This window comes from Pseudomonas sp. SZ57 (assembly GCF_009495975.1).
Classification (GTDB): Bacteria; Pseudomonadota; Gammaproteobacteria; order Pseudomonadales; family Pseudomonadaceae; genus Aquipseudomonas; species Aquipseudomonas syringae.
On the sequence record NZ_WIBD01000003.1, the window covers coordinates 501143 to 523471 of the forward strand.

A 22329-nucleotide genomic window follows, 5' to 3' on the forward strand; every position below is an offset into this window, starting at 1 on the left:
ACTTTAGGCCCGCCATCTGGCGGGCCTTTCTGTTTCTACGTGCCAAACTTCGCTGGTTTTTCGAACCATAGAGTTGGGTCATTCGTAGTGAAGCAGGCAAGTATGCAGAGCGTAGTCAGGGAGGCAGGCAGTACATCGAGGTACCGCGCATGGCGCAGGGTATGGGTGTTGCTGGCGCTGATTTTTGCCGGGGCAGCCAATGCGGCGCAAAGCTTGCCGTTTTCACTGACAGCCCCTTTTGTGGCTTCAGCGGATCTGAACCTCGAAGATCAGGACCGGACCTGGCTCGACCAGCGCAAGGTACTTCGGGTCGGCATTGCGATCGCAGACTACGAGCCGATCGATATCACCAGTGACCGCAACCGTTATCAGGGCATCAGTGCCGATTACCTGGGGCTGGTCAGCGACCAGTTGAACCTTCCGGTGCAGGTCACCGGGTATGCCAAGCGTGACGAGGCTATCGAGGCGCTGCGCGACGGCAAGATAGACCTGCTGACCAGTGCCAATGGTTTCGAACGCGGTGTGAAAGGGCTGTCGTTCTCAACCGAATACATGCCCGATCGATCGGTAGCCGTTGGCCGCGGCAACGATCTGAGCCTGTCGTCGAATCTGACCGGCAAGAAGGTCGTGCTGCTTGATGGCTATGCCGATTCGGACGTGCTGCACCGCGTTTATCCTGACAGCCAGATCATTATCGCGCCTAACCTCTACAGTGCTCTGGAAGCCCTGAGCCAGGGTGAAGTGGACGTGTTCATCGGCAACGAAGTCATAGTCCGTGCCTACACCGCGCTGCGGCCCTATCTCGGTTTGCAGATCAAATTCGAAAGTCGTTTGCCTCCGGTGGGGTTTTCCTTTGCGGTGCGTGATGACGAGCAGCGCTTGCTGACCTTCATCAATCGGGCGCTGGACAGCATCGCACCTTCGACCAGTCGTGAAGTGCTCGGGCGCTGGACCATGGGACTGGGCGCTGACGTGGAAGGGCAGCGCATTCGCCTTACCAGTGCCGAGCGACGCTGGCTGCTCAAGCACCCGAGTGTGACCATCGCGACCGTGCAGCACCCACCGTATATCTACAAAGACAAGAACGGCCACTGGGTGGGGTTGAACGCAGATGTGCTGTCACGTATCTCGCGCATGACCGGATTGCAGTTCGTCCATCAGGAATCATCCTCCACGCAGCAGACTATCGACATGCTGCGCGCCGGTCAGTCCGACATGAATACGACGCTCGCGGAAAACACCGAGCGCCGACGGTTTCTGGATTTTACCTATTCGTTCGGCGGCAATAGCTGGATGTTCGTGGTGCGCTCCGACCGCTCGTCGCGCATATCGCTCGACAGTCTGGCCGGGAAAGTACTGGCCCTTCCGGCCAGACATGCGCTCGAGGACCTGATCAGGCGCGAGCATCCCTTGATCCAGCTGCGACTGGTGGACACCTACGATCAGGCCCGTGCGCTGGTGGAAAGCGGCGCTGCCGACGCGACCATTCAGAATGAAGTGGGGGCTTACCTGTTTCCCTCCGGACAACTGAAGGTCGCCAGAAGTGTCGAAGGCCAGTGGTCGCCCGACAGATTTTCAGTGATCAAGACCCAGCCCGAGCTGCTGGGGATTCTCAACAAGGCGCTGGAAGAGTTCCCGGTGGCCGAGTTGCGTTCGATCCGCCTGAAGTGGCTGGGATCGGCGCTGCCTCAGCCGTCGCTCTGGGGGCGCATACCGCAGTGGGTATTCTGGGTAGTGTGCCTGGCGTTGCTGACCGGGTTGGTGTCGCTGACCTGGAGCAGTCGCCTCAAGGTGCAGATTCGCCAGCGCCAGAGGGCGCAAAGACAGCTCAATGATCAACTGGCCTTCAAACATGCTCTGCTCGACGGTATCCCCAATCCGATTTATGTGCGCGATCTCAAGGGGCGCCTGATTTCCTGCAACCGCAGCTACGAGCAGAGTCTGGGCATCAGTTTCGAACAGATGAATGGCCGACGCCTCACGGACGTCAATCTGATCCCGCGTGCGTTAGCCGAGCAGATGCACACCGATTACCTCAATCTGCTGGAAAATCATCAGCCGGTGTTTTCCGATCGCACCATCGAACTGCCGGGCAAACGTATGGACGTCTGGCAATGGACGGTGCCTTTCTTCGCCGCTGATGGACAGTTGCAGGGGTTGCTCGGCGGCTGGATCGATATCACCGAGCGCAAGCAACTGGAACAGCAGCTTCAGGAAGCCATGCGACTGGCCGCTCAGGCCAACGAGGCAAAAAGCGCTTTCCTGGCCAGCATGAGCCATGAAATTCGCACGCCGATGGGGGCAATCACCGGCTTGCTGGAGCTGGAATGCGAACAGGCCTTGCGCCTGGGCAAGATTCCATCGCAGGGCCTGCAAGTGGCCCACCGCTCGGCTACGGAGCTGGTCGCGCTGATTGGCGAAAGTCTTGATCTGGCCAGAATCGAAGCGGGCGGCATGCAGTTGTCACTGGCTGTCACCTCCTTGCAAGAGCTGTTCGACGGTGTGATGGAGCTTTTTTCCGCGCAGGCTGGGGAAAAGGGTGTGGAACTACGCCTGGAATTCTCCGCGCAGGCGCGGGGCGACTACTGGCTGGATCCCTTGAGATTGCGCCAGGTGCTGCACAACGTGCTGGGCAACGCTTTGAAGTTCACCCGGCAAGGTGCGGTGGTCATGATGCTCGATGTGACCCATGACTCGCCTGAGTCCACGCGTGTGCGCATTGGTATTCAGGACAGTGGCGAAGGTATCGATCCGCAGCGTCAGCAGCAGGTATTTCAACCTTTCACCCAGGCAAGCGATGACACGGCTGCACACTACGGGGGCAGCGGGCTGGGGCTGAGTATTACCCGGCAACTGGTGGAGCTGATGAAAGGCGACATCAGCCTGCACAGCGAGCCGGGCAAGGGGACCCTGGTCACCATCGACCTGCCGTTGACCAGGGTGAGCGAGCCGGTTTTGCCCGCGGACGAGGTGACCGATACGCCTGTCGACACGCGTAGCCTTCATCTGTTGGTGGTCGATGACATGTCCGCCAATCGTCTGGTATTGACCCGGCAGCTGGAGTTTCTTGGCCATCAGGTAATGGCGGTCGAAGACGGCAGGGCGGCCCTGTCGAGCTGGTGTGAAGGGGCGTTCGATGCGGTCATCACCGACTGCAACATGCCGGGTATCAGCGGCTACGCATTGACCCAGGCCATTCGCCAGATCGAAGAGAAAGAGCAGCGTCAGCGCTGCCCGGTGATCGGCTGTACCGCCAACGCGATGAGTGACGAGGCGGCACGTTGCGAGCAGGCAGGTATGGACGGCCTGCTGATCAAGCCGCTGTCACTGGCGCGTCTGGCCCAGGAGCTGGCGGATCGGGTACGTGAGCCGACGTTCGACATCGGCACGTTGCAAACCATGACTCAGGCCAACCCGCAACAGATGCAACGGTTGCTGGGTGAGTTATGGAAGAACCTGAGGCATGAGCACGCTTTGCTGGAGCCCGCTGTGTCGGCCAATGACTGGAAGACCCTGAGCGCCTGTCTGCATCGGCTCAAGGGCGCGGCGAGTCTGGTCGACGCAGTGCCGCTCGCCAAGGCTTGTGCCGCGCTGGACGACAGTGTCCGGCTGCAAAGCACGGCCAGTCTGGCCGACCGCTGGCAGGCACTGGAGTTGGCCATGACCGGTCTGCGCGCTGATATCGAATTGCAACTGGTGGTCGTGCCCGAGACGGCGGTGCCAGGCAGTTGAATGCTTCCGACAACGTGTGACGGGTTTAGGACATGTCCTATGGGGCCGGTGCCCTGGACGAGCTACAGTTAATGTTATCCCGGGCCGATGGCTCTGACTCCGCAGGCGTGATCGTGCACTCACTCAAGGTTCTGATTCTCGAAGACCATCCCTTCCAGCTGATGGCTCTGCATCAGATGCTCAACGCCAATCAGGTGTTCGATGTGCTGGTGGCCGACAGCGTCGAGGTTGCCAGGCTTTCCCTGCAAAGCCGCGGCCCTGTCGACATCGCGATCTGCGACTTGCAGATGGAAGGGCCTGATGGTCTGGAACTGATCCGCTTCATGGCTGAGAACGGCCTGGCGCGAGCGCTGATCATTGTCAGCTGTTCTGCCGCCTGCGTGCTGGAAGGGGCTGCGCAACTGGCGCTTGCCCAAGGCCTGAACGTTCTGGGCTATGTGCAAAAACCGGCCTCTGCCGGGGCGTTGTACGAGTTGCTTGAGGCATATGGGCCTGGCCGCTCGGACTGTATAGAGCAGGCATCGCCGGGCAGCGCGTTCAGAGCTCTTTCCGCCATCGAATTGTTTGACCCGACAGGCAGCGGACCGATAGACGTGGCGTCCATTGCCGAACAATGGATCACCTATTTTCAACCCAAGGTCAGTCTGCAGGGCGAGTTGTTGGGGGCCGAAGCGTTGGTTCGCTGGCAGCATCCGGTGTATGGCCTGCTGGCACCCGGGCGATTCATCGAGGCCATCGAGGCTGAAGGGCTGACCGTGGCGTTGACCTGGCGGGTGCTGGATCAGGCCCTGCAGTTCTCTGCGCAAGTCATGGGCGAGCAGGGCGAGCCGTTGTCGGTTGCCGTCAACATTGACCCCCAAGTGCTGCAACAGCTGGATTTCGCCGAGCAGATCACGCAAGCGCTTGCCCGTCATGGCGTACCGGCCACCGCGCTGACCCTGGAAATTCTCGAGCAGGACGCCGCGCGTCCGGAAACTTGGCAGCTCGAAGGCCTGTTGAGGTTGTGCATGCAGGGTTGCAAGTTGTCCATTGATGACTTTGGCATGGGCGCTTCGAATATCGACCGGCTTCTGCAATTACCTTTCAGCGAACTGAAAATACCGACCGAGTTCGTGCGCGGCATGGCCGACGACGCGCGTAAATCGGCGGTGGTGGCCGGTGCCTTGCTCATGGCGCAGCGGCTGTCGATGTCGGTCGTGGTTGAAGGTGTCGAGACGATTGAAGACGTCCACAGTCTGCTGGCGCTGGGCGATCCCGCCATTCAAGGGTATTTCATCGCCCGTCCGATGCCGGCCTCGGCGTTCATGCGCTGGGTCGCCGAGCGTGATGGCGGCGACCTGCAAGCCGTTTCCAGAGAAGACCCGCCTCAGGACATGCCGCTTTCCTGCAAATAAATGAACAGCGCCGCGTCATTGGCCAGTCCGAGCTTGCGCATGGCGGCGACTTTCTGAGCGCTGACGGTCTGTTTGCTGCGATTGAGTTGCGCCGCGATCTGGCCAACCGTATGGCCCGCCGAGAGCAGGCGTAACACTTCCAGCTCTCTTGGCGACAAGCGATCTGCCGGCAGCAGCGCGTCGGGCCCATGCTGACGGGCTCCGCTCAGCACGCTGCGCACCGAATCGGCGACAAAAAGCTCACCGCGCCTGACCCCCTTGATGGCAGCAGGCAGCTCTCCGGCAAGGCTGGCCTTGCTCAACAGGCCCCGGACATCCAGGTCAAGCATGGACTGAAACAGTCCGGCATTGCTCAGGGTCGTGACAACGATCACCGGCAACGCCGGAAAGTCCCGGCGGATGCGCTGCAGCAGACGCAGGCCATCGTTCTGCCGTTCGACGGGCATCATGAAGTCAGTCACCAGCACATCGCAGGCATGGCGTTCGAGTGCCTGGAGCAGTTCGTCCGGATTGCAGGCCTCGGCGACGACGCTGGCCAGATTGTCCTGCTCCAGTACGACCCGCAGGCCGATGAGAAAAATCGGGTGGTCATCAGCCACGATGACCCGCAACGGGCGATCAGCGGAATCGCTCAAGAGGTGGCTCCGTGAAAAAGGCTATACGGGTATTGCATGCGATGGAGGTGTTTAACGCAGTGATCAAGAGCATAGGCACCTTGTAGGACGCGTAGCGGAATTATGTTGGATTCGTCCTACAAGCTCACTTTCTGTTGTCATTGGCGTCCGGTTTTTTCCTTGTCACATTCAACAGGCATGCTCGAAATGACAGACAGGTGCTGCGATCCGGCGATAGAAAGAACTTTCTGCTGTCGCCGATGGTCATTGGTTAGCACCTTTGCATTCAAACTGTTGAGTGGTGATCCGGATGGAAAATATCAGCTTACTGCTAAGCGAAGCGCTGGCTCCCTATCAGGCCAGTATTGGCCCGGCCGGCTCTCGGGGCGAACGTCTGGTGACTCTGAAAGACAAGGCGGGCACCAGTGTGATCGAGCGCGCATTCGGCGCTGATCAACTGAGCGACAAGCGTCAGCTCACCGACGTGGTAGACGGTCTGCGTCGCGATCTGATGGTTGCCGAGGGTCGAATCGAACCCTGCGTCATTGCTGCCATGCGCAATGCTGCAATCAGCCGCACCTTTGTCGGCACCCCATCATTTGCTTAACAGTTGCTTAACCGACGTCTCCGATACTGGAACCTGACGGGTTCGCTGCACTCTTATCCATTACGTCAGGTTTGATCATTGTGCTCCGGTGATCAAGGGCTGACGTACTGACCACAATGGTCATGTTTACCCCGAGCAGGTCCCCCTCTGCCCGGGGTTTCTTTTGTCCGGTCATTCCTTGTCCAGCAGTGCCTTGACGTCCTCCAGATAGCTGGCCCGTTGCGCAGGTTCCAGCCACTGCGCATAAAAGCCCATCAGGCGGGTTTCGCGCAGCACGCGCATCTCGCGGTTGATCAGTGCAATGGCCTGCTCGCCGTCGGGCGAGTTGCTGCAGCTGACATAGACGAACTGGTATGCAGGATTGCCCTTGATCGGCAAGAAGGCCAGTTCCTCCGGCCTTATGCCTTGTTGCATGGCCTGATAGCGCGCTTCCGGCCAGAAGCTGATAAAGGCTTGCAGACGCCCCAGACGCTCCATTTGCAGCAGGCTGCCGACGGCATCGTTACCGTAGTGCGGCACGAGGACATCTTCATCGACGTCGTGCAACGTGTGGTCGATCATTTCTCCATAGCTGCGCTCGGCAACGATGCCCAATTTGATCGTCCGGCTGGCCATCAATGCCGCGACGTCGATTTTTCCGTCCGCGACGTAGGGCTCGAACTTCGACATTTCCTCCTTGCGCACAATCAGGCCGCTGCTCAGTACCGCGCCGATCGGTATGGAAAAAAGCAGGGTTCTGGCTCTTTCTGCCGTCCACAGCATGGTGGGATCACAACTGAGAGACGTGTCGTCGCTCAGCATTTGCAGAGCCCTGGCGCGGTTGACCCGCATCAGCACGTGATCGTATTCGGGCATTTGCGCGGTCAGCAAGGGCATCAGCTGATCAATTGCACCTTGCCCGCGCATGGCACCGGAAAAAATCGTCGAAGGAGGGATGTCGCGCATCAGCCAGGTCAGCGTCTCCCTGGCCTGGCTGACACACGGCATGGCAGCCAGCGACAGGGCGAGCATCAATCGAGCCGTTGTACAGTACGAGGCAGGAAGGGGCATTCGCGGGTGTCATCCTCGAAAAAGGTTCAACGGTCTGAGGTAGGGTTGGCAGCTCTTTGAATGGCGCTGCGCCAGTGGCGTCACATTCAGGTGCCCCGGTTGGGAGTCCGGGTGCTCGCTGCAGATCGTCTGTAGCACAGATATGTATCAGAAATTTGTTTCAAACTATCGATTTTTGTTCGTCCTGAAAATGGGGGGCAAGCACATCCTTGCGCGAGCAAGTTCGTTCACAGGCCCGGCATCGGGTAGACTTGCCGTCTTCCCTCCAGACTCTAGAAGCCCGTTCATGGCCCAGCCGTCCACGACCTACAAATTCGAACTCAACCTCACCGACCTTGATCGCGGCGTCTACGAGAGCGTCAAGCAGACCATTGCCCGCCATCCTTCGGAAACCGAAGAGCGCATGACCGTGCGTCTGCTGGCCTATGCCTTCTGGTACAACGAACAGTTGTCGTTCGGTCGCGGCCTGTCTGATGTCGACGAACCCGCTCTGTGGGAAAAAAGCCTGGATGACCGCGTTCTGCACTGGATCGAAGTGGGGCAGCCGGACGCCGATCGACTGACCTGGTGCTCGCGTCGTACCGAACGCACCAGTCTGCTGGCCTATGGCAGCCTGCGCGTCTGGGAAGGCAAGGTCATCCCGGCGATCAAGAACCTGAAAAACGTCAATATCGCCGCTGTCCCGCAGGAAGTGCTGGAAGTGCTGGCCAAGGACATGCCGCGGGTCATCAAGTGGGATGTGATGATCAGTGAAGGGACGGTGTTCGTCACTGACGACCGCGGCCAGCATGAAGTCCAGTTGCAATGGCTTGCGGGCGAGCGCGGCTGACAGCCGCCGCTTCCGATCGAAATCACATTCATCGACACTGCAAAGAGAATCAGCTGACCCGCATGCGCATCGAACCTCGTCTATTGCCCGACACCTTGCCGTTCCTTGGCGACCTGCCGCCCTTGCTCACTCGTCTGTACGCAGCACGAGGTGTGGCCTGCGAGGCCGAACTGGACAAAAGCCTGGCGCGGCTGATCCCTTATCAGCAACTCAAGGGGATCGATGCGGCAGTAGACCTGCTGGTCACTGCGCTGCGCGAGGGCCAGCGTATGTTGATCGTCGGCGATTTCGACGCCGATGGCGCGACCGCCAGCACCGTGGGCGTGCTGGGCTTGCGTCTGCTGGGTGCGGCGCATGTGGATTATCTGGTGCCCAACCGGTTCGAATACGGCTACGGCCTGACGCCGGAAATCGTCGAAGTGGCGCTGCAGCGCGAACCTCAGCTGTTGATCACCGTGGATAACGGCATTTCGAGCGTCGAGGGCGTGGCAGCGGCCAAGGCGGCCGGCTTGCAGGTACTGGTGACCGATCACCATTTGCCTGGTCATGAGCTTCCTGCCGCAGACGCCATCGTCAACCCGAACCAGCCAGGCTGCACCTTTCCCAGCAAATCGCTGGCCGGTGTCGGGGTCATTTTCTATGTACTGATGGCCTTGCGTGCGCGTCTGCGCGAGACCGGCTGGTTCGAGAGCAATCAGCGTGCCCAGCCCAATCTGGGCGAGCTCCTGGACCTGGTTGCGTTGGGCAGCGTGGCCGATGTGGTGCCGCTGGATGCCAACAACCGCATTCTGGTCCATCAGGGGCTGATGCGCATCCGTGCCGGCCGTGCCCGACCGGGGTTGCGCGCCATTCTGGAAGTTGCCCGGCGTGAACCTTCGCGCATCACCTCCACCGACCTGGGGTTCATTCTCGGGCCACGCCTGAACGCGGCAGGGCGCCTGGATGACATGAGCCTGGGCATCGAATGCCTGCTCTGCGACGACCCGACCCTGGCGCGGGAAATGGCCGTGCAACTGGATGAGTTGAATCAGGATCGCAAATCCATCGAGCAGGGCATGCAGCGTGAGGCGCTCGCCCAGCTCAAGGACTTGCCGCTGGAGTCGATGCCGTTCGGCTTGTGCCTGTTCGATGCCGAGTGGCACCAGGGTGTCATCGGCATCCTCGCTTCGCGGCTCAAGGAACGTTACCACCGTCCCACCATCGCGTTCGCCAGCGCCGGGGAGGGCGTGCTCAAAGGCTCGGCCCGCTCGGTGCCGGGGTTTCACATTCGCGATGCGCTGGACGCCGTGGCGGCCAGTCATCCGCATCTGATCAGCAAGTTTGGCGGTCACGCGATGGCGGCAGGCCTCTCGCTGCCGGAAGAGAACTTCCCGGCGTTTGCCGAAGCCTTCGACCAGGAGGTGCGTCGTCAGCTCGATGAGCAGGACCTGACCGGGCGTCTGCTGTCCGACGGCTCGCTGGCTGTCGAGGAATTTCACCTGGAACTGGCACGCGCGCTGCGCAATGCCGGCCCTTGGGGGCAGCACTTCCCCGAGCCCTTGTTCCACGGCGTGTTTCAGTTGGTCGAGCAGCGAGTGGTGGGCGAGCGTCACTTGAAGATGGTGCTCAAGACCGAGTGCGGCAGCGTCAAGCTCGATGGCATTGCGTTCGGCGTCGACCGCGATATCTGGCCCAATCCGAATATCCGCTGGGTCGAGCTGGCCTACAAACTCGACCTCAACGAGTTTCGTGGTAATGAAACCGTGCAGCTGATGGTGGTGCATATCGCACCACGCTGACGATAGCAGGAACCCCTCTCGCTACCGGGTTGTCGACACTACACGGTCTGCCAAACCTGTTCTGTGAATGAACAGTGCTTGGGCACCTGAATTTTCATTACGAGAGGTTGCCATGAGCCTGCTGCTTGAACCCTATACCCTGCGCCAATTGACCCTTCGCAACCGTATTGCAGTGTCGCCGATGTGCCAGTATTCCAGTGTCGACGGCCTGGCCAATGACTGGCACCTGGTTCACCTGGGAAGCCGCGCCGTCGGCGGTGCCGGCCTGGTCATCACCGAAGCGATGGCGGTAACGCCGGACGGCCGCATCACTCCCGAAGACCTCGGGCTGTGGAACGACGAACAGATCGAACCGCTGCAACGCATCACCCGCTTTATCAACGCTCAGGGCGCGGTTGCCGGCGTCCAGCTGGCGCATGCCGGCCGCAAGGCCAGCACCTGGCGCCCGTGGCTTGGCAAGCACGGCAGTATTTCTCTGAATGAAGGCGGCTGGACCCCGGTCGGGCCTTCGGCGATTGCCTTCGATCCGCAGCACACCGCCCCTGTGCAATTGAGCGAAACGCAGATTCAGGAGTTGATCAAGGCGTTTGTCGATTCCGCGCGGCGTGCCTTGGAGGCGGGCTTCAAAGTGGTAGAAATCCACGCCGCCCATGGTTATTTGCTGCATCAGTTCCTGTCGCCTCTGAGCAACCAGCGCACCGACGAGTATGGCGGCTCATTCGAGAACCGCATCCGCCTGACCCTGCAAGTCACCGAAGCTGTGCGTGCGGTGTGGCCTGCAGAGCTGCCATTGTTCGTTCGTGTGTCCGCCACTGACTGGGTGGAAGACGGCTGGAATGCCGATGAAACGGTCGAGCTGGCGCGGCGATTGAAAGCACTCGGCACCGATCTGATCGATGTATCGTCGGGCGGTACGTCAGCCAACGCGGAAATTCCGGTCGGCCCTGGCTACCAGACGCGCTTCGCCGAGCGGGTTCGCAAGGAGTCTGACATCGCGACAGGCACGGTGGGCATGATTACCGATCCGGCGCAGGCAGAACATATTCTGCGCACCGGGCAGGCCGATATCATTCTGCTGGCGCGTGAGCTGCTGCGTGATCCGTACTGGCCTCTGCGCGCCGATGAAGACCTGGGTGGCCGCCTGGCAACCTGGCCTGCGCAGTATCAACGCGCGACGCACCGTGATCAGCCGATTCATGAGTCTGACCTGCGCGACTGATCGCCAGTGGGTTCATCGAAAGCACCATCCAAAAAATGAGCGCCGTATGGCGCTCTTTTTTATTACTCGCCTTCCAGCAGCTCGGTGACGCGGCCGATCAGTTCGGCAATCGCAAACGGCTTGGGCAGCACGTGCATGCCCGGCTCAAGCGTGTCATGCGCCAAGGCGGCGTTTTCAGCATAACCGGTCACGAACAGTATTTTCAGATCAGGCCTGACATCCCGCGCCGCATCTGCAACCTGACGGCCGTTCATGCCGCCCGGCAGACCGACATCGGTAATCAGCAGGTCGATGGCCGCTTTGGACTGCAGAATGGTCAGCGCATCGGCGCCTCGTTCAGCCTGCAAAACGACGTAGCCCAGGTCTTCAAGCAGCTCCACAATGAGCAAGCGCACGGCGGGCTCGTCATCGACGACCAGAATGGTTTCGTCGCCGGTGCTGGAGGCGGGGACTTGCAGCGGGCTGTCATCGAAGGCCACCGCTTCAGCTTCACCTTCGTGCATCGGCAGCAGAATGCTGACTTTCGAACCCTCGCCAACCTTTGACGTAATGTAGACGCCGCCACCTGACTGCCGTGCAAACCCGTAAATCATCGACAGCCCCAGCCCGGTGCCCATGCCTGTCGGTTTGGTGGTGAAGAACGGGTCGAAGGCCCTCGCCATGACGTCGTTGCTCATGCCCGTGCCGGTGTCGCTGACGGACAGTTCCACATAGCGGCCTGCGGGCAATTGATACCTGGTCGCCGTGACTGCAGTCAGGTGACGGTTGCCTGTCTGGATCAGCAGTTTTCCGCCATCGGGCATGGCGTCCTTGGCGTTGATGCACAGGTTGAGCAGCGAGTTTTCCAGTTGATGCGGATCAACCAGGGTCGCCCACAGCCCGCGTGAGGCATTGACCTGCATGTCGATGGCCGGACCCACGGTGCGCCGGATCAGCTCGTCCATGCCCGCGACCAGAAGATCGATATCCGTGGCCTTGGGGGCCAGTGTCTGACGACGCGAGAATGCCAGCAGCCGGTGTGTCAGGGAGGCCGCGCGTCTTGAGCCTTCCAGGGCTGCGTTGATGTAGCGATCCAGTTCTGTGAAGCGTTCCTGTCTGATCCTCGACAGCAGCAGCTCCATGTTGCCGGTGACGCCCATCAGCAGGTTGTTGAAGTCATGGGCCAGCCCGCCGGTCAATTGCCCGACCGCTTCCATTTTCTGCGACTGAATCAAGGCCTCTTCGGCAATACGCAGGGCCTTAATGCGGTCCTTTTCGTGGGTCAGGTGCTTGCCCAGCGCGAAAATGATTCCATTGCCGGGTGCAGCGGTCCAGCCGAACCAGTGGTAGCTGCCGTCGACATGCTGATAACGATTTTCAAACAGCGGCAGTACATGGTTGATGGTGTGTTTCAGGGCATTCTGGGTGTTTCTGACGTCATCCGGATGCAGCAGGGTCATGATGGAAGTACCCAGCAGCTCATGTTCCGGGTGGCCCAGCAGCGCTGTCCAGGCCGGGTTTACGCGCAGAAAGATGCCGTTGAAATCGAGTATCGCCAGCGGGTCAGGAGATATCTCCCAAAACGTGTCCAGCTCCAGCGTGCGTTGTTCAAGTCTGGCGGTCTGCTGTCGTTCCAGGTTGACCAGGTCATCGATCAGTTTCAGGCGTTTGCGCTCGCTTTCCTGCAGCGCCTGCTGATTGAGCACGTGCGCAGTGGTTTCGTTGGTGAGGCAGAACATGCCAACCACCACACCGTACTCGTCGATTACCGGTGAAAACGAGAATGACCACCATGTCTGCTCGACCTCGCCGTAGCGCGCCATGGTCAGCGGCATGTCCGTATAGCGGCAGGGCTTGCCGGCGAACGCATCGATCACCAGCGGCGCGACTTGATCCCAGACGTCCGCCCACAGATCCGGGATCAGCGCACCGATGGCGTGGTCCTTGCGCGGTCCGAGGATCGGGGTGTAAGCGTCATTGTGGAAAAACACCAGCTCCGGCCCCCAGAGCAGGTACATGGATTCCGGGGAATTGAGGATCAGATTCAGGGTGTTTTTCAGCGACACCGGCCATTGCTCGATCGGTCCGAGTGATGTCTGGCTCCAGTCCATGGATCGGATAATCCCGGCGGCTTTGCCGTTGGCGGTCGGGAAACCAGTGGGCGATGTCACGTCAGACAAGCTCCTGAAAATCTGCATGGAAGTGCAATGGTATTCGTATGAATGTGGGTCTTTGCCTGGTCAATTCAGGAAAGGGTCTGCGTACCTGCTTTTACCTGCAGCCTGTACATTATTGACTCTTTGCCACAGGTGCGGGTTGCACGCATTTCGCCGTTGCACGGGGCAGATTGACGAACGGGTAGGGTTTACACCCGTAACATCCGGAAGCACACCGGTAATAGCCAGACAGCGACTTCTCTTCAAGTTGTTGGTCAATGAATTATCTGACAAACCTTGTAGGAGGCTCTCTGTGAATACGCGTGGTTTACTCGATCAATTGCTCAAGTCCGGACAAAGCATGTTGCAGGACAAGAACAAAGGCAAATCCGGCAAGCAATCGTCGGGCAGCGATTCATTGATCAATGGTCTCGGCAGCCTGCTTGGCGGTGGCAAAGGGCAGGGCGTTTCCCAGAATGGACTGGGCAGCCTGCTATCTGGCGCCGGTGGTGGTGCGCTGGCCGCAGGTGCCATGAGCCTTCTGCGCGGCAAACGCTCACGCGGGATGGGCGGCAAGGTGTTGACCTACGGAGGCCTGGCGGCGCTGGGCGTACTGGCCTACAAGGCTTACAACAACTGGCAGGCCAGTCAGGGGCTCGCCGCTCAGCGCGAACCGCAAACCATCGACCGGCTGCCCGAGGCTGAAGCCGAGCAGCACAGCCAGGCAATCCTGCGCGCACTGGTCGCCGCGGCAAAGGCCGATGGTCATGTCGATGAGCGTGAGCGCGAACTGATCGAGGGTGAGTTCACCAAGCTGAACAACGATCAGACGCTTCAGCAGTGGCTTCACGCCGAGCTGAACAAACCGCTGGACCCGGCCGAGGTGGCCCGTGCCGCGACCACACCGGAAATGGCGGCAGAGATGTACATCGCCAGCGTGATGCTGGTGGATGAAGAGCACTTCATGGAGCGCGCCTACCTTGATGAGTTGGCGCGTGAGTTGAAACTGGAACCCGGCCTCAAGACCGAGCTTGAGGGCCAGGTGCGGAACGCTCAGTAAACTGGCGCTCCCGCTCAATCAGTGATGTTCCATTCCTTCAGCGTTGGTCAGCTCCCTGATCAGCGCTGTCTGCTGTTCCTTGAATCTGGCTTCGAACTCTAGAATCCGTCCTTCGTACTCCGGGTCTTCGAGGCTGATATTGCGTTGCTCGAATTCGTCGGTGAGTTGGTTCAGTTCGGTCCTGTAGGCGCCTTCGAGTGCTTCGAAGCGTCCAGCGTGGGTTTCGCGCAGGTAACTGATCCAGTAATCCTGCTGCTGGGCAAAATGCAGGAAGGGCTCGCCGCGTTCGCCGTTTTGCACGCGAAGCAGTGCCGTGTCGAATTCCCCCGGCCTGATGGCCGCGTGGGCCTGGTACAGCATGCCTTCCGGCGCCACGGGCAAGTCCAGCGCGCTGGCCCAGTGCGTGCGATAGGCCAGACGTACCTCGGCTTCATCACGGTTGCCGGTCTGTTCGCGGGCTGCGGCATCCAGTTCCGACAGGCGATAAAGCCGCACGGTCAGCCGGTACAACAGGGTACCACGCTGCTCCGCCACGACGTCCTGCAACGACTGCCGGATAAACACCAGCACTTCCATCTGGTTGAACTCCAGAAGGATGCCGTCCGGGCAGGTATTGTTGTCACGAAACAGCCTGAGCGGCTCTTCGGCGATGGCGTTGAGGGTCTGTCCAAGTTGAGGGTCCTGACTCACGGAGAGCAGTACTCGCCAGACGCGCTCGCGCAGCGCTGTACGGCTGGCGATGTTGCGATAATCGGCGCTGTGACGCAGTGAATTGATCAGGTCGAGCAGGTTACGGGTATCCCCACGGGCTTCCAGCTGCTCCCAAATCTCACGCCGCCCGGCGCTCAACGGGTTGCTTTCGTCCAGCCAGGGCTCGACGGTGGCGGGTTCCGGTGTCGATGCGCGGCTGTCCTCTGACGACAGGTACTCTGCCACCGATGAATCCGAGTCGTGGTGTTCCGTCCAGTCCATCGCACTGAGTTCGGGCGGCAGGTTCATGTCGAAGGTGAAGGAGCGTCCGTAACGTTCTGACAGATGTGCCTGGCGCATGGTGTCTTCGGAAAGCGGATTGCTCAGCAGGCTTATTTCCGTATGCGCAAACTCGCTGCCGGGGTTGGCGAGTATGTGTTCTGGCAATTCGCTGATCAGATTGCCCTCCAGCAACAGTGTCCTGATTTGCGCCGGCACCATGCTCTCCACCCAGGTTGGCCATTCGACCATTCCGACATTGTTCAATGACAGCCAGTTGAGCGCTGTGCCACTGAGGCTGGCCAGGTCGCTGATGGCGCCTATCCGGTTGCCGTCCAGCTCCAGCCGCTCAAGCGTGGCAATCCGGCCGAAGAAATCGATGTGCTGTTGATCAATCAGCATGCCCTGATCCATCAGCGATAGCGAACGAAGTGATCGAAGCTCGAGCAGCGCTGGCGGCAATTGCAGCAGCGGGGCGACATGCCCGCTCAATTCCAGCGAGGTCAGATCAGTCATGCGGCGCAACAGCTGATCAAGATCAGAGGCCGTGCCGGTGATTCTGCTCAGATGCAGATAGCGTATCTGGCGATAAAAGAAATCCGGCAGTTGTCGCGGAAAGTCGGTCAACGCAATATCTGTCAGGCGCAGGGGTCTGTGGATTTGCCCGAGGCTGAAGGTTCGCCAGTGATCGATCAGGATCCTGCCGATCTGACGGCGTGACTCGATGATCTGCTCGCTCGGTACGGCCATCGAACTGGAGGCATGCGTCCACTGATCAACGGCGGCAAATAACTCGGCACCTTCGTTCAATTGCCTGTTTACAGCGGCCTGCACGGCAAGCGGAGTGTCCATGACAAAACTGAAGGAACTGCCGGCGACCGCTTCATTGATACGCGCGTGCATCGCGGTGTGGCGGGACAGGGTGTTGCCGCGCAAGTCAATCACGGTCCTATGCCCAGAGCTGAGGGGATTGTCGAGGATCCAGCCGGGCAGTTCGGTCAGGTTGTTGTGGGCCACCGACAGCTCGCGGATGTTGTTCGGGATGATGTCGGTCAGCCAGGACGGCCAGCGGTGCATGCCGACCCGCTCCAGCACCAGCCGATCAAGGTGCAGCCAGCTCAGATCCATGGGCAACACGCTGATCAGTCGATTGCCACTGAGGTTCAGCATCCTCAGGCCAGGCATGCTGCGAAAATGGTCCATCTGCGTCTGATCCAGAAAAATCCCCTGGTTGATCAGCCCCAGTTCGGTCAGTTGTGGCAGCACACGGGACACTTGCTGAGGCAGATTGAGAAAGACCGAAGTCTCGAGGGCCAGACCGGCAGATGGCTCACTGATCAGGTTCAGTGCGCGGGTATGCGGGAAGCGTTGCAGGAAGGCTCCAAGTTCAATGCTGTTGGTCGACTGCCGGGGCAGGTTCATGCCGGCAGGCGTCAGGTCAACTGCCCCCGGGCGCGCTCTGGGCTCGACCGAGATGTTTTCCAGATGCAGCGCGGTCACGCGGTTGAAGACGAAGTCCGGCAGATGTCGCGGAAAGTCACTCAGCGAAACCCGTTGCAGACGCAGCGGCTCAAGCGTGCGTCCGATCTCGGGCAGATTGTTGAGGCGCCAGTGGCTCCAGATCGCTTCGTTGATCCGCGCGCGACTGCCGATGTGAGCCTGACTCATGGGAGGCATTGCCACGGTTTCATAGGCCCAGGTGTCGAGACTTGCGCGCAGCTGTATTTGCTCTCCCAGCAGGTCGTTGAGCCGCGCATCGATGGCTCTGTTGTCCCAACCGGCGTGGCGCAGGCGGCCGAGGATGTCTTCGGGAAACGCGTCCTGCAGTTCAAGCATGCGGATCTTGTCCAGCAGGCTTTCGTCGGTCATGTGCCAGTCGACCCTGCCACTGCCGCTAAGCGGGTAGCCAAGGCGACCGTCTGCCAGGCGCATGGGGGATTTCGAGCCTGGCTTGATCGCCTGCATGTTCAGCCATCGCGCGAGGTGCTGGCGGGGCAGGGGATTGTCCTGGATCAGCGCGGCCAGCGCCTGGCCCTGACCGGTGTGGGCAAAGCCCAACTGGTTGCGTTCGGCATCGGGCAGGGCGTGCAGCACGGACGAATAAAGATCGTCGAGCCCATGCAGGTGCTGATCGTCAGCGTCACGGGTCTCGTAACGATTGCCGTCCTTGATCAGCACTTTGCGCACAGGCGCATCCTCGGCACCGATGCTGTCGATCAGCCGGCCACCGAAATACCGGTCACGGACTTCCAGCCTGACCTGTGCAGGCCATTGCGGCAGGGCTTCAAGGCTGTGCAACGCAAGACAGTCGGTGTCGGCGCTGGAGACCGAGGTCAGATAAAGCCCCTCATAGGCCCGCGCCAGCCTTACCTGTTGTAAATAGGCGCTGGCCTCTTCGGCAACGGGCAGCGGCACGCGGCGCTCCGTCGTCATTTGCAGCCGCTCTGCCGGCAAGGCGTGGCTGGCCAGTTCCTCGGCAACCAACGGTGGCAGGCCTGGAAATGCCTTCTGCAGCGTCTGCACGCCGTCAGCCTCGGCGACGCTCAATGCGCGGTAACGGGATTCGAACAGCCAGCCTCGGGTGGCGCGGGCGCGTGCCGCCAATTGCGCCCGTAGCGTGATCAGTCGCGGTGACATGCCGAGCTGGCCGGCGCCGAACTCTTCATTGAGCAGGGTGCGGATTTCGTTGTTACTCAGCTTTTCCAGCACCTGGCGCAGGGCATCCGGCTGGTCGGCACGCACAGTGATGTGCAGGGTGTCAGCCGCGACCGGCTGATATGCAGGGGCGAATGTCTGGAGCGTGTGGCCCTCGGCATCCACCAGCACCAGCGCACGATTGCCCGGCCAGCCACGGTCCTGGCTCAACAGCTCCAGTTGAAGCGGTGCCGCCGCGTTTATATCGTTGGCTTCCAGTTGCTCGATGAATCGCTCGATCTCCTGGTCCAGCCTGAACCGGCGCGCCGTGTCCTCGAGCAATGCCGGAGGACGACGCTGATCGGTCAGTGCTTCGCGCATCACCGATTCAGGCGTGTTGCTGACGTTGACGATGCGCCTGGCGGTGCTGTCGGAAAACGTTTCGCTGGAATAGCCCAGCCGTCGGAACAAGGTCAGGCCTTCCATCTCCAGCGGCTGGTCGAGCTCATGCAGCCACGCTCCCGCGCCGTTGTGCCGCAAGGCGGGCTGGTAGCTGCCCGCGCGGGTCGGGTGCTCGATCAGGTAACCGTCGCCTTTGGCGGCAGGGCTGACCGAATAGGTGCGTCCTTCAAGTGGCAGCCATTGTTTGCCCTGCCATGTGTACAGCCCTGTAGCATCGGACTGCAGCCCCTTGGGCAGGACGATGTCATGGGCAAAGGGTGTCAGATCAGGGTTCCACAGGCGGGTCATGCCGCCCGGCAAATCCACTGGCTTGAGGCTGTTCACGAATTCGGGCGCCTGTACCGCCGGGATGCCTGCTGCGCCCGTCGCCGCAGCGCCAAGCGCCGATATCAGCGCAACGTTCTCGACCACATCGAATAGGTAGGCGAACGCCTGCTGTTTCTCGTCTTTGGCCCAGCTCTCCACGCCCTCATACACTTCGTGAGCCAGCTGAATGGCGGTCACGGCCATCATCACTTCGCCCAGTACCGGGACGACGAAGCCGGCGATGTTCAGGACATTGAAGGCGGTGTCCATGAAGTACTGCACGCGCTCATCGAAGGTCTTCTGGTCCTGTGCCGCAGTAGGCACACCATGAAACAGTGCGTCGTCGCGCAGGGCAGCACGTTTGCGCTCGTACAGGTTGTCCGGCAGCGGACCTTGCAACAGCGTTTCTCTCAGGTCGAGTCGGGCGTTTCTATCCGCCTCACGCTCCAGCCACTGACGTTCGAAAATGCCGCCTTTCTTGACTTTGGGGTGCAGGCGCTCGGACAACTTTTCAAACAAGGCACTTCGATGGCGCGCAGGTATGAAGCGCATGAAGAAGTTCAGGTAGCCGTTAATGAACATCCGGTCGCGCAATGCGTTTATAAACACTTCGACCGAGTCGTACTCCTTCAGCGGCGCAACGGGATCATCCGGGATATACACCACAATCCGTTCTGTCTGCGTTGCCATATCCCGGTCCTTGCCAATCACCAGAGGGCCGGTTAGTTCGATATCGCCCAGGCACAGTACGCTACAGTTGACCGGCCTGTTATCGAGTCGGACATGCTGTTTGCCGTCGAGAAGCTCCAGTAATGCGCCTTGCAAACCCGGGCTGACCTGCTGTTGCAGGGAGGCAATCTGCAACTGCAGCCGGATCGACGATGCTTCCAGTTGCATGAAGCTCTGGCGCAATCTCGATGCCGCAGCGTCTGCCGTTTCGTCGGGGGTCGAAGGCGCGCTGAAGGCGGCCTGGATATGCGCCTGATATTGGCCGCCCAGGTCCAGCTCACGGCACAGCGCCGCAAAGCCGGTCGGGGAGAGCGGCAGGGACTTTCCGCTGATCTGTGGGCCGATGATTTCAAACGAAGAAAACACCTGGGCCTTGAGGCCGGTACTGGAATCCATTGCGCCCGGAACTGTTTCCCAGGCTTCGAAGTTCTGCAACGCGGCCTTGAGCAGGCTCTGGGTCGCGGCCTTCAGGGCAATGTTTGCCTGCGTTAGCGGGTCTCTGGATGCCGTATTGAATGATTGGTCGACCCGCGCACGACTGGCATGGAACAGCCAGGTGTCGGCGACGTCCACCTGCAGTCCGAAGCGATCCTTGATGGCGGCTGTCAGCAGGGGCCTTGCGAAGTCCTCCAGCGTCGACAGGCGATCCAGCGTCGGACGAACCTGTTGCTCGTACTCGCGGTGCTCGGCGTACAGGCGCTGCAGCTCGGCGAGCTGATCAGGGTTGGACTTGCGTGCGCTCGCCAGCCATTGCACGGGGCGTCGCGAAGCCTTGCGCAAGGCTGCATGGGTTGCCGGCTCGGCCTGAAGCAGCCACTCGGGGGATTTGTCTTTTATCAGTTGCAGATGCGGGAGTGCAGGAGCCTTGCCCGACGGAGATAGATCCAGCATTTAAGTGCCTTGTCGTGAATGAACAGGCGACAAAGCTTACGGCCGCGACTTGCCGTGCAAGTGCTAACTATCTATGTACTCCCGCTGTTTCTGAAGACCGTTGCTCAAGTAGTGGTGGCGATGGCCGACAAGACATGAAGCGGGACGAAAGAGTGGCGATCGATAGCGGTCGTGGCTTCGTTCTGTATTACCCATGTAACGTTTTACGGCTGGGCTATACTCACGCCGTTTGGACCGTTCGTCGGTCCGCTTCTTGAACACGGCCCGACGCCGTCGTTGAACTCTTGAGGGCTGACTGTGAAGAACTGGACCTTGCGCCAACGGATTCTGGCGAGTTTCGCCGTCATCATCGCAATCATGCTACTGATGGTCGTTGTATCTTATTCACGGTTGTTGTCCATCGAGTCCAGCGAGGAAGATGTGCGTCTCGATGCGTTGCCCGGCGTCTACTACAGCACCCTGGTGCGCAGTGCCTGGGGCGAGAGTTACATCCGCACGCTGGAGCTGATTGCCGAAGGGCAGGGGCGGCCGCTGACCAAGCAGGAAAAGGACCAGTTCAAGGGGTTTGAAGACGCCCTTCAGTCGCAGATGGACGGCTACAAGAAATCCATCTTCGATGACACGGACAGGGCCAGCTTTGCGGTGTTCGAAAAGCGCCGCGAGGTCTATTCGCGCATGCTTGCCGATGTTCACGCCAAGTACGAACGCGGTGATTATGCGGGCGCTCGCGATGAGTTTTACAACGAGCTCAATCCGGTCTGGAGCGAGGGCCGTCTGCAGCTCAGAGACCTGATCGTTGCCAACAAGCAACTGGCTGACCAGTCCACCACCAATATCGTCAACGCTGTGCTGGGTGCCAAGATCAGCATGGTGCTCTCTCTGCTGATCGCGGTCATGGCGGCGGCTGCCTGCGGGCTGCTGCTGATGCGTTCGATCACCTCTCCGATGCAGATGATCGTGAGTATTCTGGACGTCATGCGCAAGGGCGATTTGAGTACCCGGCTGAACCTGTCGCGCAAGGACGAGTTCAATGCGGTCGAGACCGGCTTCAACGACATGGTCTCCGAGCTCACCGCGCTGGTAGCGCAGGCGCAGCGCTCTTCGGTACAGGTCACTACCTCGGTCACCGAGATCGCTGCAACGTCCCGCCAGCAGCAGGCTACCGCCACCGAGACCGCGGCAACCACCACCGAGATCGGCGCCACGTCGCGGGAAATCGCCGCCACTTCGCGGGACCTGGTGCGGACCATGACCGAAGTCACTTCGGCGGCAGACCAGGCTTCGGTGCTCGCCGGTTCCGGCCAGCAGGGCCTGGCACGCATGGAAGACACCATGCATCAGGTGATGGGCGCTGCCAATCTGGTCAACGCCAAGCTGGCGATCCTCAACGAGAAGGCCGGCAACATCAATCAGGTCGTCGTCACCATCGTCAAGGTCGCCGACCAGACCAACCTGCTGTCGCTCAATGCCGCCATCGAGGCCGAAAAGGCCGGTGAATACGGTCGCGGGTTTGCAGTGGTGGCCACCGAGGTGCGTCGCCTGGCCGACCAGACTGCCGTTGCCACTTATGACATCGAGCAGATGGTGCGGGAAATCCAGTCGGCGGTGTCTGCTGGCGTGATGGGTATGGACAAGTTTTCCGAAGAGGTGCGCCGCGGCATGTTCGAGGTCACTCAGGTCGGCGAGCAATTGTCGCAGATCATCCATCAGGTTCAGGCGTTGGCACCCCGTGTGCTGATGGTCAACGAAGGCATGCAGGCTCAGGCCACCGGCGCCGAACAGATCAACCAGGCGCTGGTGCAACTGGCGGATGCCAGCAGCCAGACCGTCGAATCACTGCGTCAAGCCAGTTTCGCCATCGACGAGTTGAGTCAGGTCGCGGTCGGGCTGCGCAGTGGCGTTTCGCGTTTCAAGGTCTGA

12 protein-coding genes are annotated in these 22329 nt (G+C 60.3%); 8 read left to right on the forward strand and 4 right to left on the reverse strand.

The window, feature by feature from the left end; all coding sequences use genetic code 11:
- Positions 1–102: 102 nt before the first annotated feature.
- Together GE543_RS05985 and GE543_RS05990 are read left to right on the forward strand one after the other, a co-directional pair.
- Positions 103–3732, forward strand: coding sequence for a transporter substrate-binding domain-containing protein (locus GE543_RS05985; RefSeq protein ID WP_153221001.1), 3630 nt, complete (start codon positions 103–105; stop codon positions 3730–3732).
- Between the two features lie 71 nt (positions 3733–3803).
- The gene (locus GE543_RS05990; RefSeq protein WP_178118561.1) at positions 3804–5126 is read left to right on the forward strand and encodes an EAL domain-containing protein; all 1323 of its coding nucleotides are present in this window, start codon (positions 3804–3806) and stop codon (positions 5124–5126) included.
- Here GE543_RS05990 and GE543_RS05995 read toward each other — a convergent pair.
- Positions 5099–5761, reverse strand: coding sequence for a response regulator transcription factor (locus GE543_RS05995; protein WP_153221003.1), 663 nt, complete (start codon positions 5759–5761; stop codon positions 5099–5101). The two genes, GE543_RS05990 and GE543_RS05995, sit on opposite strands and share 28 nt — an antisense overlap.
- Before the next feature lie 289 nt (positions 5762–6050).
- Here GE543_RS05995 and GE543_RS06000 point away from each other — a divergent pair, with 289 nt between their 5' ends.
- Entirely contained in the window at positions 6051–6347 is a 297-nt protein-coding gene (locus GE543_RS06000; protein WP_003415480.1) for a DUF3509 domain-containing protein, read from the forward strand.
- Between the two features lie 171 nt (positions 6348–6518).
- Here GE543_RS06000 and GE543_RS06005 read toward each other — a convergent pair whose 3' ends face one another.
- The gene (locus GE543_RS06005; protein WP_003409222.1) at positions 6519–7358 is read right to left on the reverse strand and encodes a TIGR02285 family protein; all 840 of its coding nucleotides are present in this window, start codon (positions 7356–7358) and stop codon (positions 6519–6521) included.
- 325 nt (positions 7359–7683) lie between these two features.
- Between GE543_RS06005 and GE543_RS06010 the strand changes: the two genes are divergently transcribed.
- The 3 genes from GE543_RS06010 (at position 7684) to GE543_RS06020 (ending at position 11223) form a co-directional block, all read left to right on the forward strand.
- Positions 7684–8226: a YaeQ family protein gene (locus GE543_RS06010; protein WP_003314240.1), complete on the forward strand. Its 543-nt coding sequence runs from the start codon at positions 7684–7686 to the stop codon at positions 8224–8226.
- Between the two features lie 62 nt (positions 8227–8288).
- Entirely contained in the window at positions 8289–10004 is a 1716-nt protein-coding gene (gene recJ / locus GE543_RS06015; protein WP_003314241.1) for a single-stranded-DNA-specific exonuclease RecJ, read from the forward strand.
- A gap of 112 nt (positions 10005–10116) precedes the next feature.
- Positions 10117–11223, forward strand: a complete 1107-nt coding sequence (locus GE543_RS06020) for an NADH:flavin oxidoreductase/NADH oxidase (RefSeq protein ID WP_003415484.1) — start codon at positions 10117–10119, stop codon at positions 11221–11223.
- 62 nt (positions 11224–11285) lie between these two features.
- Here the strand turns inward: GE543_RS06020 and GE543_RS06025 are convergent, their stop codons facing one another.
- On the reverse strand, positions 11286–13373 hold the full coding sequence (locus GE543_RS06025; RefSeq protein WP_371927100.1) for a response regulator: 2088 nt from the start codon (positions 13371–13373) through the stop codon (positions 11286–11288).
- 298 nt (positions 13374–13671) lie between these two features.
- On the opposite strand from GE543_RS06025, the gene GE543_RS06030 reads away from it, so the two are divergent.
- On the forward strand, positions 13672–14418 hold the full coding sequence (locus GE543_RS06030; protein WP_003409230.1) for a tellurite resistance TerB family protein: 747 nt from the start codon (positions 13672–13674) through the stop codon (positions 14416–14418).
- 18 nt (positions 14419–14436) lie between these two features.
- Here the strand turns inward: GE543_RS06030 and GE543_RS06035 are convergent, their stop codons facing one another.
- Positions 14437–20409, reverse strand: a complete 5973-nt coding sequence (locus tag GE543_RS06035; protein ID WP_153221004.1) for an NEL domain-containing protein — start codon at positions 20407–20409, stop codon at positions 14437–14439.
- A gap of 297 nt (positions 20410–20706) precedes the next feature.
- Between GE543_RS06035 and GE543_RS06040 the strand changes: the two genes are divergently transcribed.
- Positions 20707–22329, forward strand: coding sequence for a methyl-accepting chemotaxis protein (locus tag GE543_RS06040; protein ID WP_003409235.1), 1623 nt, complete (start codon positions 20707–20709; stop codon positions 22327–22329).